This is a genomic window from Steroidobacter sp. (assembly GCF_036402275.1).
Taxonomy (GTDB): Bacteria; Pseudomonadota; Gammaproteobacteria; order Steroidobacterales; family Steroidobacteraceae; genus Steroidobacter.
Genome location: NZ_DASWTF010000030.1, coordinates 72,992 through 89,527, shown reverse-complemented (window position 1 = coordinate 89,527; position 16,536 = coordinate 72,992). Strand labels below are relative to the sequence as shown.

17 protein-coding genes are annotated in these 16,536 nt (G+C 63.5%); 2 read left to right on the top strand and 15 right to left on the bottom strand.

Features of this window, described 5'->3' with window-relative positions:
* Position 1: 1 nt before the first annotated feature.
* The 3 genes from prfB to VGD45_RS15005 all read right to left on the bottom strand — a co-directional run bounded on the left by prfB (position 2) and on the right by VGD45_RS15005 (position 3,871).
* Positions 2-1,097 (bottom strand): peptide chain release factor 2 gene (gene prfB, locus VGD45_RS15015; protein ID WP_333783775.1). Its coding sequence is split into 2 segments (ribosomal slippage): positions 2-1,033 and positions 1,035-1,097, totalling 1,095 coding nucleotides; the frame shifts between segments, so codons are not numbered across the junction.
* Between the two features lie 72 nt (positions 1,098-1,169).
* Complete coding sequence (gene recJ, locus VGD45_RS15010) at positions 1,170-2,891, bottom strand: single-stranded-DNA-specific exonuclease RecJ (protein WP_331156134.1); 1,722 nt, start codon at positions 2,889-2,891, stop codon at positions 1,170-1,172.
* Positions 2,885-3,871, bottom strand: coding sequence for a hypothetical protein (locus VGD45_RS15005; RefSeq protein WP_331156133.1), 987 nt, complete (start codon positions 3,869-3,871; stop codon positions 2,885-2,887). Before VGD45_RS15005 ends, recJ begins: the two co-directional genes overlap by 7 nt.
* A 39-nt stretch (positions 3,872-3,910) precedes the next feature.
* On the opposite strand from VGD45_RS15005, the gene VGD45_RS15000 reads away from it, so the two are divergent.
* Positions 3,911-4,291, top strand: coding sequence for an Mth938-like domain-containing protein (locus VGD45_RS15000; protein ID WP_331156132.1), 381 nt, complete (start codon positions 3,911-3,913; stop codon positions 4,289-4,291).
* 311 nt (positions 4,292-4,602) lie between these two features.
* Here the strand turns inward: VGD45_RS15000 and VGD45_RS14995 are convergent, their stop codons facing one another.
* From VGD45_RS14995 to surE, 3 genes are read right to left on the bottom strand one after another with little or no spacing between them, the layout of a single operon-like run.
* Positions 4,603-5,334, bottom strand: coding sequence for a peptidoglycan DD-metalloendopeptidase family protein (locus VGD45_RS14995; protein ID WP_331156131.1), 732 nt, complete (start codon positions 5,332-5,334; stop codon positions 4,603-4,605).
* Between the two features lie 8 nt (positions 5,335-5,342).
* Complete coding sequence (locus VGD45_RS14990; protein WP_349263279.1) at positions 5,343-6,038, bottom strand: protein-L-isoaspartate(D-aspartate) O-methyltransferase; 696 nt, start codon at positions 6,036-6,038, stop codon at positions 5,343-5,345.
* On the bottom strand, positions 6,035-6,802 hold the full coding sequence (gene surE / locus VGD45_RS14985; protein WP_331156130.1) for a 5'/3'-nucleotidase SurE: 768 nt from the start codon (positions 6,800-6,802) through the stop codon (positions 6,035-6,037). Before surE ends, VGD45_RS14990 begins: the two co-directional genes overlap by 4 nt.
* Positions 6,803-6,894: 92 nt before the next feature.
* Between surE and VGD45_RS14980 the strand changes: the two genes are divergently transcribed.
* On the top strand, positions 6,895-7,431 hold the full coding sequence (locus VGD45_RS14980; RefSeq protein ID WP_331156129.1) for a Smr/MutS family protein: 537 nt from the start codon (positions 6,895-6,897) through the stop codon (positions 7,429-7,431).
* A gap of 4 nt (positions 7,432-7,435) precedes the next feature.
* On the opposite strand, the gene truD is transcribed toward VGD45_RS14980, so the two are convergent.
* The 9 genes from truD to VGD45_RS14935 form a co-directional block, all read right to left on the bottom strand.
* Positions 7,436-8,488, bottom strand: a complete 1,053-nt coding sequence (truD, locus tag VGD45_RS14975; RefSeq protein ID WP_331156128.1) for a tRNA pseudouridine(13) synthase TruD — start codon at positions 8,486-8,488, stop codon at positions 7,436-7,438.
* Positions 8,485-8,976 (bottom strand): 2-C-methyl-D-erythritol 2,4-cyclodiphosphate synthase, encoded by a 492-nt coding sequence (gene ispF / locus VGD45_RS14970; protein WP_331156127.1) that lies wholly within the window; start codon positions 8,974-8,976, stop codon positions 8,485-8,487. Before ispF ends, truD begins: the two co-directional genes overlap by 4 nt.
* Complete coding sequence (gene ispD / locus VGD45_RS14965) at positions 8,973-9,674, bottom strand: 2-C-methyl-D-erythritol 4-phosphate cytidylyltransferase (protein WP_331156126.1); 702 nt, start codon at positions 9,672-9,674, stop codon at positions 8,973-8,975. Before ispD ends, ispF begins: the two co-directional genes overlap by 4 nt.
* Before the next feature lie 41 nt (positions 9,675-9,715).
* Complete coding sequence (ftsB, locus tag VGD45_RS14960) at positions 9,716-10,075, bottom strand: cell division protein FtsB (RefSeq protein WP_331156125.1); 360 nt, start codon at positions 10,073-10,075, stop codon at positions 9,716-9,718.
* 10 nt (positions 10,076-10,085) lie between these two features.
* The gene (gene eno / locus VGD45_RS14955; RefSeq protein ID WP_331156124.1) at positions 10,086-11,378 is read right to left on the bottom strand and encodes a phosphopyruvate hydratase; all 1,293 of its coding nucleotides are present in this window, start codon (positions 11,376-11,378) and stop codon (positions 10,086-10,088) included.
* Positions 11,375-12,208 (bottom strand): 3-deoxy-8-phosphooctulonate synthase, encoded by an 834-nt coding sequence (kdsA, locus tag VGD45_RS14950; protein WP_331156123.1) that lies wholly within the window; start codon positions 12,206-12,208, stop codon positions 11,375-11,377. The genes eno and kdsA overlap by 4 nt, the downstream gene beginning before the upstream one ends.
* A gap of 19 nt (positions 12,209-12,227) precedes the next feature.
* Positions 12,228-13,889 carry a CTP synthase gene (locus VGD45_RS14945; RefSeq protein WP_331156122.1) on the bottom strand — a complete coding sequence of 554 codons (1,662 nt, stop codon included), beginning with the start codon at positions 13,887-13,889 and terminating at the stop codon, positions 12,228-12,230.
* A gap of 174 nt (positions 13,890-14,063) precedes the next feature.
* Entirely contained in the window at positions 14,064-15,425 is a 1,362-nt protein-coding gene (tilS, locus tag VGD45_RS14940; RefSeq protein WP_331156121.1) for a tRNA lysidine(34) synthetase TilS, read from the bottom strand.
* Positions 15,426-15,439: 14 nt separating this feature from the next.
* Positions 15,440-16,399 (bottom strand): acetyl-CoA carboxylase carboxyltransferase subunit alpha, encoded by a 960-nt coding sequence (locus VGD45_RS14935; protein ID WP_331156120.1) that lies wholly within the window; start codon positions 16,397-16,399, stop codon positions 15,440-15,442.
* Positions 16,400-16,536 lie beyond the last annotated feature (137 nt).

Below are 16,536 nucleotides of genomic sequence, written 5' to 3'. Positions count from 1 at the left end.
TTTACAGTCCCTGCTTCAGGCTCGCTTCGAGGAACGGATCGAGATCGCCGTCGAGCACTTTGTCGGTCGCGCCGACTTCGACGTTGGTGCGCAGATCCTTGATGCGCGACTGGTCGAGGACGTAGGAACGGATCTGGTTGCCCCAGCTCACGTCGGACTTGGAGTCCTCGAGCACTTTGGCGGCAGCATTGCGCTTGTTGACTTCCAGCTCGTACAGCTTGGCCTTCAACATCTTCATCGCCTTGTCGCGATTTTTGTGCTGGCTGCGCTCGGCCTGGCAGGCCACCACGATGCCGGTGGGCATGTGCGTGATACGCACGGCGGATTCGGTTTTGTTGACGTGCTGACCGCCGGCGCCGCTCGATCGGTACACGTCCGTCTTCAGGTCAGCCGGGTTGATGGCGATCTGGATGTCGTCGTCGATTTCCGGCGAGACGAACACGGACGCGAACGACGTGTGCCGCCGCGCGTTCGAATCGAACGGCGACTTGCGGACCAGGCGATGCACGCCGGTCTCGGTGCGCAGCCAGCCGTAGGCATACTCGCCGCTGAAGTTGATGGTGCAGCTCTTGATGCCCGCGACTTCGCCGTCGCTGACTTCCTCGACCTCGGTCTTGAAGCCATGCTGGTCGCCCCAGCGCAGGTACATGCGCATGAGCATCTGCGCCCAGTCCTGAGCCTCGGTGCCGCCGGCGCCGGCCTGGATGTCGAGGAAGCAGCTGTGCGGATCCATCTCGCCCGGGAACATGCGCTGGAACTCCAGCTTCTTGAGTTGCGCGTCGATGGCGGCGAGATCGCGCTCCACATCGGCCACGGCCGACGGCTCGTTCTCGGCGGCGGCCATTTCGAGCAGCTCGGCGGCGTCCTTCAGGCCGTTGCCGACCTTATCGAGCGTGCCGACGATCTGATCCAGGCGCGCGCGCTCCTTACCGAGCTCCTGGGCGCGGTCGGGCGTGTTCCAGATTGCGGGATCTTCCAGCTCGCGGCTTACTTCCGCGAGGCGTTCGCTCTTGTTGTCGTAGTCAAAGAAACCTCCTCAGCGCCCCGCTGCGCTCGGTGAGGTCTTCGATGAAACGGCGGATGGGATTGATTTCCATGGAATGCGTGCGAATGGGCTGGAAAAAGCGGGACGGCGATGCTAGCACATGAAACGCTGCCCGCGAGGGGGCTCAGAGCACACGCAGATATTCAACGACCAGCTGCAGCCGTTCCGAGCCGTTGTACCGGTTCACGTCCAGCCGGTAGGCCAGCTCCACCCGGGACTCCGGCTCCACGTGCGGCGCGTCGTCGTGATCGAAATGCCGGAACGCGATAGCCTCGCAGCTCGGGCCTACCCCACTCCGGACTTCCAGCTTCAGGTGCCGCTCGCCGAGAATTCGCACGTTGCGGACTTCGAAGCAGCCGTCGAACAGCGGCTCGGGAAACGACTGACCCCACGGGCCGGCCTGCTGCAGCAGGCGTGCGACGTCCAGCGTCAGCTCGTCCTGTTGCAGGCTGCCGTCGGAATGAACCACGCCGATGGTGTCTTCCACGCTCATCCACCGCCGCACCTCGGCATCGAACTCGGCGCGGAATTGTTCCAAGGTTGCCGCGGGCAGCGTCAGCCCGGCCGCCATCGCGTGACCGCCGAACTTCTCGATCAACCCCGGATGGCGAGTCGCGACCGCGTCGAGCACGTCGCGAATATGCACGCCGGACACGGAACGCGCCGATCCTTTCAACATATTCGCATCGGCCCGAGCCAGCGCGATCACCGGCCGGTTGACGCGCTCTTTCACACGCGACGCCACGAGTCCGACGACACCCTGGTGCCACGACTCGTCGAACAAACATAGCCCGAGCGGCAGCTGCGGATCTTCGGCGCGCATGTCCGCGATGGCCATCAGCGCTTCCTGCTGCATCTGCAGCTCGAGCTCCTTGCGATCGCTGTTCAACTGCGTCAAGCGCGCGGCCAGCAAACGGGCTGAGTTCGGATCGTCCGTCAGCAAACATTGAATGCCGATGGACATGTCGTCGAGGCGGCCGGCCGCGTTCAAGCGCGGCCCGATCTGATACCCCAGATGCGCCGCGACCACTTGCGATGGAACGCAGTTCGCCGCTTCGAGCAAGGCATGAATGCCCGCGACACAGCGACCCGCGCGGATCCGACGCAGGCCCTGGTGAACCAGCACGCGATTGTTTCTATCCAGCGGCACCAGATCCGCGACCGTGCCGAGCGCCACCAGGTCGAGCAAATCCGCAACCGGCGGCGGATTGGCGCACAGCTCCCGCTCCTGCATGGTTCGCGTCAGCGCCGCCATCAAATAAAACGCCACTCCCACGCCCGCCAATGCCTTGCTCGGAAACGTGTCGCCCGGCGCATTCGGATTGACGATGGCGTTGGCAGCCGGCACCGACGCGGGCGCCAGATGATGATCGGTGATCAGCGTCTCGATGCCGAGCGCGGTGGCCATAGCGACGCCCGCGTGACTTGAGATGCCGTTGTCGACTGTAACGATCAGCCCAGGCTGCGCCTCCGCCGCGAGCTGCACGATCTCTGGCGTGAGGCCGTAGCCATACTGGAATCGATTGGGCACGAGGAAGTCGACTTGCTTGAAGCCGAGACGCTTCAGCTGACGGACCACTAGAGCCGTGCTGGTCGCGCCGTCGGCGTCGAAGTCGCCCACGACCACGATGCGACTGCCGCGACGGAAATGTTCGCAGAGCAAATTCACTGCCGCATCGACGCCACCCAGACGGCTGACCGGAATCAGTTTCGCCAGGCCGAGATCGAGATCGTCAGCTTCGTTGACGCCGCGATTAGCATACAAACGTCGCAGCAGCGGATGCAGATCGGTGGGCAGAGCGAGCGACCCACCTGCCTCGCGACGACGAATCGTGCGGTTCAACATGCGGCCCATTTCGCCGGCGGCAATTCGCGGCGCCACAGCTTGAACATGGCGGCGCGATCAGTCGTCACTTGCCATTCCTCGAGGATCAAAGTGAGTCGGGCGATGGCGCCGCTCAACAGCGCGCGGCTCAGCGGAGCGAGCCAATCGGATTCGAAAGTTTCAAGATCGGGCGCATCGATGACAGCAAGCACCGGTCCTGCGACCTGCTTCAGCAGCGCAGCGGCATCGACAGGTTTGTCGCTCACGGACTGATCATGCAGGCGATAGACACCTCGCAAATAAACATCGTCGCCGCACGCCGCCGGCAACGACCTCGCCTTCACGTCACTCAACATTCCTTCCCCATGCACCCATATCGCATTCAGCGCCGGCAAGCCTCGGGCCTGTCGCTGCACGTTGACCGGATGCTCGTGTAACAACATCTGCATCTCCGTCATCAAGCGCCGTAGCCCGCCGGCATCGCGACCGCGCGGCAAAATCTGCTCCATCGGATTCGCGGCAGCGAACTCCGGGCTGACGGTCTGAACTTGCAAGGGCTCGCTGCGCAGGAGCCATTCGCCCTCCGCGCCGTCGTGCAATTCGAAACCGGTGGCCTGCAGATGCTCGACGAAGATCGGCGACAGCGCTGCCCGTTCAGCCGCGCTCATGCGAGCGGCGCCTCGCAGCGGCACCGTCGTCAGCCGATCCAAACCCGCCGCGAAGTGTATCGGCTCGGCGCGCAGCCAGAAACCACCAGCGCGCTCGCCACTCATGGCGGTGCGGATCACTGGGGCGCTCGGAAACTTATCGGCAGCATCGCGCAGTTGAAGTGCGTCGAGCACGGCCGCATGCAGGGCGTCGTGGGCCGGATTGCTCGGTCGCTTGCTGACCGAGCCTCGCCCGGCGAGCCGTGCGAGTTGGGGCCAATGAGTGGCACCTTCCTCCTCCCCCGCGCGTAAGGGATTCAGGCCAGGAATGATCAACGTCAACGTGTTCAACATCTTCAGCGCGGCGGCGACAACCTGCGCTATGGTAGCCGAATGAAACTGACCGACGAGAAAATTGGCGGCATCAATCTGATCCGCTCTTATGCCCCCGGCGAGATTCGCATCGGCGAGACTGTCGTTCGCGGCAGCTGCCTGGTGACCGCGGACCAGATCGTCAGCGACTGGCGTCCGCAAACCGTCGCCGATCTGACGCTGGACGATCTGCAGCAGGTGATAGGAATGAAGCCCGAAGTCGTGGTGATCGGCTCAGGTCCGCGCCAGCAGTTCCCCGCGCCCGAGATCATCGGCGCAGTGTTATCGCGCGGAATAGGTTGCGAGGTGATGGATACGGGAGCGGCCTGCCGGACCTATAACATCCTGGCAAGCGAGGGACGCACCGTGGTCGCGGCGCTATTGGCAGGAGAGAGTCACTGACTGATTCAAGAATCTCTCCCGGTCACCCTGATGCCAGGATGACCGGGAGAAGACGCGAGGGACTGAAGATCGTTCGACCCAACTCGCCCGGCCGCTCCACTGGAGTCGTCGCCTGACGGAATATTCTTTTTCTTTTGCTATTTTTCTTCTTCGCGCTGTTTCCTCGAATCCCCCTCCGCCCCCGCGTCTTCTCCAAGTCACCCCAGACGGGTGTGTGTAAGAGCCGACATGTTGGGGGCGGATTTAGACACACGATCGCGCATAGCGCAACTGTTGTTCGCATCGCGAAAGTCCCAGGGGGCCATCGGCCGTCATGACCGTGGCGGGAGCAACGACAGCGGATTGCCCGGCGTGCCGTTGATCCGGATCTCGAAATACAGCAGCGGCGAGCCCTGCGGTCCGTTTCCCATGGTGGCGATGCGCTGCCCCGCCGACACCGCGTCGCCCTCTTTGATCAGGACTGACTGCAAATGACCGTACGCGCTCAGATAGCTTTCGTTGTGCTTAACGATGACTAATTGGCCATAACCCAGCAGGCCCGAACCGGTATACACCACGCGCCCGCTGCCGGCTGCGCGAATGTCTTCACCGAGCCGTCCGACGATCATCAGCCCATGCCCTCCATTGGGGCGAGATGTGAGCGTGGCCTTGCCATCGCTCACTGGCCACAGCCATTTCACGGGCGGGCCTGCGGGAATCGCTGGCTGCCGCGGTGCTGAAGATTTCGGTTTTGGCTTCGGTTTAGCGTTGGCTTTTGGGGGTGCGGCCGGTCTGCTCGCGGTCTTCGGTCCTGGAGTCGAGGCGCGCGCACTGCCGCCGGTCGGCGGATACAAACGCAGGGTCTGCCCCGCATGAATCACATAATCCCGGCCGATGCGATTCCAGCGCGCCAGGTCTTTGTAATCGAGCTTGTGACGAAACGCGATCGAATACAGCGTGTCGCCGCGCTTCACCAGATAAGTCGCAGGACGTTCGGGATTGGAAGCACAGCCGGCGAGCAACGCCAGACCGAGCAGCAGCGGCGCGAGCCATCTGCATCTCACGGCCGGCCTCAGTTCAGGCCCTTCAGCAACGGAACGAAGCTGACCAACCCCAGCGTCTCCTTGTGAAATTCGTCGCCACGACGAGTGATGCGCACCAGCTGCTGACGACCTTCGGGGCCCACGGGCGCGATCAGACGACCGCCCGGCGCCAGCTGCCCGAACAACACTTCGGGAATCGCCAGCGGCGCGGCCGCCATCAGGATTGCGTCATAAGGTGCGTGCCCGCTCCAGCCCTGGAAGCCGTCCCCGTGACGTAAATGGACATTGGAGATATTCAGTTCCCGCAACCGCTGGCGCGCGCGCTCCTGCAAGGCGCCGATGCGCTCGATGCTGTATATGAAACGCACCAGCGGCGACATCACCGCTGTTTGATAACCGCAGCCCGTGCCGATCTCCAGCACTTTGCCCGGCGTGCCCGCCTCGATCATCGCTTCGGTCATGCGCGCGACGACGAACGGTTGTGAGATGGTTTGACCGTGCCCGATCGGCAGCGCCGTGTCCTCGTATGCGCGAGTGGCGAGCGCTTCGTCGACAAACAAATGTCGCGGCACGTTACGAATCTGATCCAGCACCGCCGGATTCATGATGCCCTGATCGCGCAGACGCTGAACCAGACGTTCGCGCGTGCGAGCGGACGTCATGCCGATGCCTGCGCGATCGCCACCGCGACTGGGTGGTTTCTGGGGTGGTGCAGGCGGCTTCATTCAGGACGCCCCTGCAGCCAGTTGTGCATGTCCTCGAGCATCGAATGGCGAGTCAGATCGATCTGCAGCGGCGTGACCGACACATAGTTATTGGCCACGGCATGAAAATCAGTGCCCGGCCCCGCATCCTGACTGCCGCCTGCCGGACCGACCCAGTACACGGGCCGACCGCGCGGATCCGCCATGCGAACGATGGGCTCGGAGCGATGACGAAATCCCAGGCGCGTCGCCTGATAGCCCTGCAGCTGCTCGTAAGGAACATCGGGCACATTCACGTTCAGGATGGTGGCCTGATGCAGCGGCGTGCGCTGAATGCGCATCACCAGCTCGGCGGCAACGCGCGCGGCCGTTTCGAAGTGATTGCCGGAGTTCGGCTGAATGACCAGCGACACCGCCATGGCCGGCAAGCCGAGAAAGCGGCCTTCGATGGCCGCGGCGACGGTGCCGGAGTACAGCACATCGTCGCCGAGATTGGCGCCGTCGTTCACGCCCGAAACGACCATGTCGTGATCGGTCTCGCCCTCGAACAGGCCAGAGATCGCGAGATGCACGCAGTCGGTGGGCGTGCCGTTGACGACCAGGAATTTGCGCTCCTCGAACGGCAGGACCCGAAGCGGCACATCGAGCGTCAGTGAGTTACTGGCCCCACTGCGGTTGCGGTCTGGCGCGACCACGGTAATGTCCGCCAGAGGCGCGAGCGCATGGCCCAGGGCGCGCAAGCCCTCGGCGCGATAGCCGTCATCATTGCTGAGAAGGATCTTCACGAGTTGGCAGGGTCGATGGACGCTGGCGGCGCGGAACTATACTGGAAACCGAGCCTCAACTTCATGACGTGGCTCGATTTATGGAGTAATGGGTGAACGACGATCGGGATCACGACCGGCAGACCTTTCGTGAGGCGATGCGCGACGTGCGCCGCCTGCGGAATACCGACAAGCTTCCGCCTTCCGGGCCGAAGCCGGAGCCGCGTGCCCGCTTTACCAGGGCTGACCAGGCCGAAGTCCTGAAGGAAAGTCTGCTGCCGCCCACCGACGAAGCCGCGCTCGAGAGCGGCGACGAGCTGAGTTTTCGCCGGCCTCACATCCCGGAAGGTGTGCTGACCAAGCTGCGTCGTGGGCACTATACCGTCGATGCCGAAATCGACTTGCACGGCATGACCGGCGCCGAGGCCAAGGCGGCCTTGCGCGAATTCATCACGGAGGCCGTGGTTAGACGCATGAGCTGCGTCCGCATCGTTCACGGCAAGGGCCGTCGCTCCGGACCTCGCGGCCCGGTGCTCAAGAACGTGGTGAATCAGTGGCTGCAACGAATCGACGCCATCCAGGCCTTCGGCTCGGCCCGACAGGTCGACGGCGGCAGCGGCGCCGTGTACGTGCTGCTGCGTGTGAGATAACAGCTCAGACATCTGCTTCCGGCGTCTCCGCCTGAAAAGCGTTGCCGATCAGCTCGTGTAACACCGCGGTGGCGAACGAGCCCCGCTGCAAACGAAACTGCAGATGCAGATCGGCGCCGTCGATGCGCCACTGCAGCTCTCTCACCGGCACGCGCAGCGGTCGACGCTCCGGCTCCATGTTCGCTTTCGCCAGACCATCCGCGAGCACTGCGTAACGCCGGCCGATCTGTGTTTCCAACTCCGCGACCGCGCCCTTCGACAGCAATGAATCGCCGTGCCACATCGGCCCGGTGGGATGCACATCGAGTTGCTCGCATCGCTCACGCAAAGTGTCGTCGATGGCTTCGGGCTGAAAAATGCTGCCGCTGCCGTTGAGATTCACCACGTCGCCATCGAGCAGCTGATTCCAATTGCCCGCCGTCACGCGCTCCGCCAGCACTGCGTTGAAAATTACCGAGCGAGCGGCGGACAAGGCGAAGCCGCGATCGGCGCGCTCGGGCGCGGGACCACCTTCGAACCATGCGACAGCGGTTCCGATGTTGTTGCCGTTGTGACCGAAGCGCTGCGGCCCGAAATAATTCGGCACACCCGCGGATGCGAGCTTTTGCAGACGCTCTTCGAGCACCGCCGCGTCACCATCGAAGTCGCGTAGCACGACCTCGAAGTCGTTACCCTTCAACGCGCCCCGCTTCAGCTTGCGACGAGTGCGCTCGGCGCCGATCACTTCGAAGCCATCGCCAGTGAGCCCGAGCCAGTTCGGCACAGCGGATCGCGCCGGCACGGTGAACGATTGTTCGGCAACGGCATCGCGATCTTTCAAACCCGCGAAGCCCACATCGCGCGGATGGATCTTGCCCATCTTCGCCAGCTGCTTCGCGACCCACATCGTGTTCGCGCCGCGCTTGCGGACCTTCAGTAACAAATGATCGCCATCGCCATCCGCGTCGAAGCCGAGCCACTCGCGCACGACGAAATCTTCGGGCGTGACCCGCAAACGTGCATTACCTGCCGGTCCGCCGTGCGCGCACGGCAGATTCATGAGCTCGACGTAATTCATCCCGAAATGTGCTCGATCAGCGCAATGGCCTGACACGCCAGGCCTTCGGCGCGGCCGATGAAACCCATCTTCTCGCTGGTGGTGGCCTTGATATTGACGCGAGTGATGTTGATGCCGAGGTCCGCCGCGATGTTCGCTCGCATGGCTTCGCGATATTTGCCGAGCCGCGGCGCTTCGCAGATCACGGTCGAATCGACGTTGACGACGACGTAGTCGCGCTCCTTGAGCAGATCGCGAACGTGACGCACGAAGGCGCGACTGTCGGCGCCTTTCCAGCGCGGATCGGTGTCCGGGAAGTGCATGCCGATGTCACCGAGCCCGGCCGCGCCGAGCAGCGCATCGCAGATCGCATGCAGCAGCACGTCGCCGTCGGAGTGCGCGAGAATGCCGTGAGTGTGTGGAATCTTTTCACCGCCGAGCGTCACATGAGCGCCAGCGGTGAACGCGTGAACGTCATAGCCCTGGCCGATGCGCAAATGGGAAGTCATGCAGCGCTCCGTGATTTCAAGATGCGCTCGGCGCGCAGCAGGTCTTCGGGCAAAGTGATCTTGATGTTGTCGGCGTCGCCCGCGACCAGCTTGGGCTGCAATCCCAACGCTTCGACGGCTTGTGCCTCATCGGTGACAGCGACGCCTCGCGAGAGCGCGCCTTCGAGAGCCCGTTGCAGGATGTCACGTCGAAACATTTGTGGTGTCAGTGCACGCCAGAGCTTGTCTCTGGGCACCGTCTCCGCGACCCGGTCACCGCCGTCGGCCCTTTTGAGTGTGTCCACGACGGGCGCCGCGAGCAATCCGCCCACTGCGTCTTGACTCAGCTCGGTCAGCAAATGATTGAGATCTGCCGACGACAAGCAGGGCCTGGCAGCGTCGTGCACGAGCACCCAGTCATCAGCCGCCACACGATCCTGCAACGCTCTGAGGCCGGCGAGCACCGAGTCCATGCGTTCGGCCCCGCCGATAGTCGTCGCGATCCTCGCATCGCCTGCGAGCGCCGTTTGCGACCAACGTTGATCCTGATTCGCCAAGGCGACGACGATGCCAGCCGCGCGCTCATGCGCCAGGAACGGCCCGAGCGACCACTCGATCACGGTCCGGCCGGCCAGCGGCAGGTATTGCTTGGGCACCGCACCGCCCATACGACGGGCACTCCCCGCCGCGGGCACGACGACCCAGAACTTTCTCTCCACTCCCGGGATCCTCGAGCGCCTGAACCAGCCGGCGCTAGTCTTTAATTCGCGGCGCGCGCCTGCATGACGCGGGCCGGTTCGTCTTTGTCCGGCTCGCGTGGCGGGCTCGGCGCAGGCTGGACGGCTGCCTTGGGCTCGACCACCTGATAAAACGTCTCGCCTCTGCCGACCATGCCGAGATCGGTGCGCGCACGCTCTTCGATGGCGACGGTGCCCTTCTTCAGGTCCTGCACTTCCGCCGCCAGCGTGCGGTTACGTTCCTTCAGTCCGCTGTTCTGCTCGCGCTGAACTTCGATCTCGGCGCGCAGCCGATAAACCTCACGCATGCCGCCGTCGCCCAGCCACAGCCGGTACTGCAACAGTACAAGCAAGATGACCAGGGCGGCGGCGAGAAACTTCATGCGTAGTTTTCTAGCACGACATGCCGGGCAGCGGCACGGGCAACGCTTCGATGCCAGCGTACTTCGCCTCGCTGCCCAGCTCCTGCTCGATGCGCAGCAGCTGGTTGTACTTGGCGATGCGGTCCGAACGCGACATAGAGCCCGTCTTGATCTGCGTGGCGCGCGTAGCGACGGCGATATCGGCGATCGTCGCGTCCTCGGTCTCGCCCGAGCGATGCGACACCACCGCCGCGTAACCGGCGTCCGCGGCCATGTCGATGGCAGCCAGCGTCTCGGTCAGCGTGCCGATCTGATTCACCTTGATCAGGATGGCGTTGGCGATGTGCTTCTCGATGCCCTGCTTCAGGAACTTGGTGTTGGTGACGAACAGATCGTCGCCCACCAGCTGCACCTGCTTGCCAATACGATCGGTCAGCAGCTTCCAGCCGTCCCAGTCGTCCTCGCTCATGCCGTCTTCGATGGTGACGATGGGATAGCGGCCGACCAGACCCTGGAGATAGTCGGCGAACTGGGCCGAGTTGAACTTACGATTCTCGGATTCGAGGTGATACACGCCGTCCTTGAAGAACTCGGTGCTGGCCACGTCGAGACCGAGGAAGATCTGCTTGCCGGCCTTGTAACCGGCGCGATCGATGGCTTCCAGAATGGTCTCGAGCGCCGCTTCGTTCGACGGCAGGTCCGGCGCGAAGCCGCCCTCGTCGCCCACCGAAGTCGCGAGCTTGCGCTCGTGCAGGACTTTCTTGAGCGTGTGGAAGATTTCCGCGCCATAGCGCAGCGCTTCGGACAGCGAAGGCGCGCCGATGGGCAGGATCATGAATTCCTGGATGTCGACGCTGTTGTCGGCATGCGCGCCGCCGTTGATGATGTTCATCATCGGCACCGGCAGCGTCTTGGAGTTGCCGAGAAGGCGGAACAGCGATTGTTTGGTTTCCTTCGCCATCGCTTGCGCGTTGGCGAGCGACACCGCGAGCAACGCGTTCGCGCCGAGGCGCGACTTGGTCTCGGTGCCGTCGAGCTTGATCATGGCCTGATCGATCGCGGCCTGATCGCCGGCGTCGCGGCCCACCAGCAGCTTCTTGATCTCGCCGTTGACGTTGGCGACGGCCTTGAGCACACCCTTGCCGAGGTAACGAGCTTTATCGCCGTCGCGCAGCTCGATGGCTTCGCGAGCGCCGGTGGATGCGCCGGACGGGACCGCGGCTCGGCCCATGACGCCGGAATCCAGAAATACATCGGCCTCCACGGTCGGATTGCCGCGCGAATCGATGATCTCGCGGCCGCGGATGTCGACGATCTTGCTCATAACAGGCTTTCCTCATAGGGCCGTGACTTCACGGCTTGGTCCAGTTCCTTCAGCGTTGTCAGCAACGCTTCCATGCGCGCCAGCGGCCAGGCGTTCGGGCCGTCGGATAATGCTTTGTCCGGATCGGGGTGCGTCTCCATGAACACGCCGGAGACGCCAGCCGCCACCGCGGCGCGCGCCAGCACCGGCACGAACTCGCGCTGACCGCCGGACGCAGTCCCCTTCCCTCCGGGGAGCTGCACGGAATGCGTCGCGTCGAACACCACCGGCGCGCCGGTCTCGCGCATCACCGCCAGAGAGCGCATGTCCGAAACGAGATTGTTATAACCGAAGCTGAAGCCGCGCTCGCACGCCATGATCTGCTCGTTGCCGGTGGAACGCGCTTTGTCGATGACGTTCTTCATTTCCCAAGGCGATAGGAACTGCCCCTTCTTGATGTTCACCGGCCGCTTATGGGAGCAGACGTTGACGATGAAGTTGGTCTGGCGGCACAGGAACGCGGGCGTCTGCATAACGTCCACGACTTCGGCCACTTCGGCGAACGGCGTATCTTCATGCACGTCGGTGAGCACGGGCACGCCGATCTGACGCTTCACCTCGGACAGGATGCGCAGCCCCTCCTCCATGCCCGGGCCACGGAAGCTCTTGGCCGACGACCGGTTCGCCTTGTCGAACGACGACTTGAAAATGAACGGGATCTTGAGCCGCGCAGTCAGCTCCTTGAGCTTGCCGGCCGTGTCCAGGATCAATCCTTCGCTTTCGACGACACAGGGCCCGGCGATCAAAAACAGCGGCTTGTCCGGCCCGACGTCGAAATTCAGCAGTCGCATGGTGTTTCGCTGGTCCTAATCAGGCGCCGCCCACGGCGACGCGTTTCTCTTCAGGTTGCTGGCTCTGGTGATAAGCGCGCGCCGCCTTCACGAAGCCCGTGAACAACGGGTGCCCGTCGCGCGGCGTGGAGCGGAATTCCGGATGGAACTGGCTGGCCACGAAGAACGGATGTGTCGGCAGCTCGATCATTTCCACCAGGCCGTCGCGCGAGAAGCCCGAGAAGCGCAGACCCGCGTTCATCAGCTTCTGCAGATAACGGTTGTTGAACTCGTAACGATGACGATGGCGTTCCATCACCGTGTCCGAGCCATAGATCTGGTGCGCCTTCGAGCCGTGCGACAGGCGCGCTTCCTGAGCGCCGAGGCGCATGGTGCCGCCCATATCCGACTTCTCCGTGCGCTGCTCGACCTTGCCCTTCTCGTCCTGCCACTCGGTGATGAGCGCGACCACCGGATGCGGAGCCGCCCGGTTGAACTCGGTCGAATGCGCGCCTTGCAGGCCCGCGAGATTGCGTGCGAATTCGATGATCGCCAGCTGCATGCCCAGGCAGATGCCGAGGTAAGGAATCTGCCGCTCGCGAGCGAACTTGATTGCGGCGATCTTGCCTTCGATGCCGCGCTCGCCGAAGCCGCCCGGCACCAGGATGGCGTCGACGCCTTCGAGGCAGCCCGTGCCGTGCTTCTCCACGTCCGTCGCTTCGACGAACTGAATGTTGACGCGCGTCCGAGTCCGCAGGCCAGCATGCGTGAGTGCTTCGGACAGCGAGATGTAAGAGTCGCGCAGGTTGACGTACTTGCCGACCATCGCGATGGTGACCTTGGCGTCCGGATTCGCCTTGGCGTTCACCACCTGCTTCCACTCGCTCAAGTCGGCCGGCGGCACGTCGAGGCGCAGCTTGTCGACCACGATGTCGTCGAGGCCTTGCTCGTGCAGCAACTGCGGGATCTTGTAGAGGTCGTCAGCGTCCACGGCCGAGATGACAGCGCGCTCTTCCACGTTGGTGAACAATGCGATCTTGCGGCGATGCTCGGCCGGCAGCGCGTTCTGCGCGCGGCACACGAGGATGTCCGGCTGGATACCGATGGAGCGCAGCTCCTTCACCGAGTGCTGGGTCGGCTTGGTCTTGATCTCGCCCGAGCTCGGGATGTACGGAATCAAGGTCAGGTGCATGTAGAGCACGTTGTTACGGCCGAGCTCCACGCCCATCTGACGGATCGCCTCGAGGAACGGCAGCGACTCGATGTCGCCCACCGTGCCGCCGATCTCGACCATGCAGATGTCGGCGTCGCCCGCGCCCATGCGGATGCAGTGCTTGATCTCGTCGGTGATGTGCGGAATGACCTGCACCGTCGCGCCCAGGTAGTCGCCGCGACGCTCCTTGGCGATCACGCGCTCGTAGATGCGGCCGGTGGTGAAGTTCGAATTACGTGAAGTCGTGGTGCGCACGAAGCGCTCGTAGTGGCCGAGGTCGAGATCGCTCTCGTAGCCGTCGGTGGTCACGAACACTTCGCCGTGCTGGAACGGGCTCATGGTGCCCGGATCGACGTTGATGTACGGATCCAGCTTCACCATGCTGACCTTGAGCCCGCGCGATTCCAGAATGGCGCCCAGGGAAGCCGCGGCAATGCCTTTGCCCAGCGAGGAAACTACACCGCCGGTCACACAGATAAAACGCGTCATCGTAAAGCACCGTCGCAAAGAAGGAGGGGATCAGAGTCGGTGACCGCGGCCCGGTCCATATCAAGAATGGAAGCCGCATCACTAGGAATCACGACGGGAGCGCAGTGTATCTCAATGCGCGCTTCGGCGATAGACGAAGTCGTATAGAAATCGTCTATGTCGTTAGCAGGATTGCTAAGTGCGGGGTCGATCTCGGGCGACGATGGTCGGGCGCTCGTCCCACGCGACCGTCATGCCCGGCTCGCCGGGCTCGGTCACGAACTCCGCGGCAATCCACAAATCGCCGACAGCGACGAGCTGTTTGCCCGCGTAAATCAGCGGCAGTCGTTCGCGCCACCACGGCAGGATGTCCGCCGCTTGCAGGAGCTTCTTGAGCTTGTGGTGAAAAGCATGCCCGGCGGGCTGCAAGGTTTCGCCGCCCGCGCGAAAGCGCACTGTCAACTTCGCCGGCAGCTTGGCGGCGTCGAGGCGGCCCGATTCCGCCGGCGCGATGCGTAACGTACCTAGACTGGCCGGCAGGTTGAGAGGCGCATCGCTCGGCCAGTCGATCACCTGCTCCGCGTCGAGTGGCGGCAAATGCTGCTCGCAGTACAACCAACCACGATGGCGACGGATTTCCCATCCATCCCAAGCCACACAAGGCACGCGGTCCGCGCTCGCGGCGAGCATGTCGTGCTCGATGGCCGCCAATTTGCGCGTGGACGGCGGTCGAGCGCCGCGTCGACGGATCCAGTAGCGAAGCAGATTGCGACGACGCTCGGGGTTCAGCGCCCCCAGCCGGGCGACGTCGACGCACTCTTCAACGATGATGCCGTCGGCATCGAGCGCGGCCAGCTGATCCAATGTCCGCCAGGCTTCCTGTAAGTGTTGCGTGGAGCGTAGCGCCGTCTGCGCAGCAGCCGGCCATCGCTCACGAAGTGCGGCGACGATGCGATGGCGGACGAAATTGCGATCGAGCGCCAGATTGTCGTTGGAAGGATCGCTGAGCCAACGCAAGCCCTCTGCCCTCGCCCACGCTTCCAACTCGGCTCTGGTGAAATCCCACAGCGGTCGGACCAGCGCGCCGGCGGCGAACGGCTCGTAGACCTGCATGCCGCTCAGTCCCAGCACACCCGCGCCACGCATCAGCGCGAGCAGCAACGTTTCCAATTGATCATCGGCGTGATGGCCGACCAACAGATATTCGCCAGGACGCAGCTCGTTCGCGAACGCGTTGTAACGAGCGTCACGGGCCGCGGCTTCCAGACCGAGCTCATCGATACCTGTCACCGCGACACGCAAAGACGAAAACTCGACTTGCAGCGCTCGCGCCTCGCGTTCGCAGTGTTCGCGCCAGAGCGCGGAGTCGCTGTGGAGTCCGTGATCGATGTGCACGGCGCGCACTCGATAACAGCCGAGCCGAGCGAACGAATGCAACAACACCGTGGAATCGAGGCCGCCGCTGAACGCGATGCAGAGCGCGGCATCCGCCGGCAGCAGGGCTGTGCCACCGGCGCTTCTTTGCAGACGAGTTTGCAGCTCACGTGGCGAGAACATGAGCCACGGCACCTTTAGCTGACGCTATAAACTCCGTAGCCACGCAAGCGCTGCTCGCGGGCTTTCATCAATTGCTCGAGGGGCTTGGCCTGCAGCTCGTTGAGGTGACGCAGCACCGCGTCCTTCAACGTATCGGCCATGGCCTGCGGGTCGCGATGCGCGCCGCCGAGCGGTTCCTTGAGCACTTCATCCACCACGCCGAGCTTGGCGATGCGCTCGGCGCTCACGCCCATGGCCTCGGCCGCCAGATCTTTCTTATCCGCGCTACGCCACAGGATGCCGGCGCAGCCTTCCGGCGAAATCACGGAATAGATGCTGTATTGGAGCATCAGCAGGCGATCGCAGACGCCGATGGCGAGCGCGCCGCCGGAGCCGCCTTCACCGATGACCACGCTGATGATCGGGACCTGCAAGGTCGACATCTCGAACAGATTACGCGCGATGGCTTCGCTCTGACCGCGCTCCTCGGCGCCCACGCCGGGATAAGCGCCCGAGGTGTCGATGAAGGTGATCAACGGCATCTGGAAGCGCTCGGCCATGTGCATCAGGCGCAGCGCCTTGCGATAGCCCTCGGGCTTGGGCATGCCGTAGTTACGACGAACGCGTTCCTTGGTGTCGCGGCCCTTTTGCTGGCCGATCACCATCACCGGCCGGCCATCGAGACGGGCCACGCCGCCGACGATGGCGTGATCGTCCGCATACATGCGATCGCCATGCAGTTCCTGGAAATCGGTGAACACCGAGCTGATGTAGTCCAGCGTGTAGGGACGCTGCGGATGACGGGCCAGCTGTGCGATCTGCCACTGGCTGAGGTTGGAGAAAATGCTGGTCGTGAGCGCCCTGCTCTTGGCGCGCAGACGTGCGATCTCCTCGCCGATATTCACCTCGGCGTCGCTGGAGACGAACTTGAGCTCGTCGATCTTCGCCTCCAATTCGGCGATCGGCTGCTCGAAGTCCAGGAAATTCATTGCCATGCAAACAGTTGCCTCATCCTTCGGAGGCGCGAACATAGCGGGCGCGCCCGCCGAGGGCAAGCGCGCAGACCCTCAATTGAGAGGATCGACAGACCAGAGCGGTTCGGACGCCGCCGACGTGGGCACCGTACTGCCCA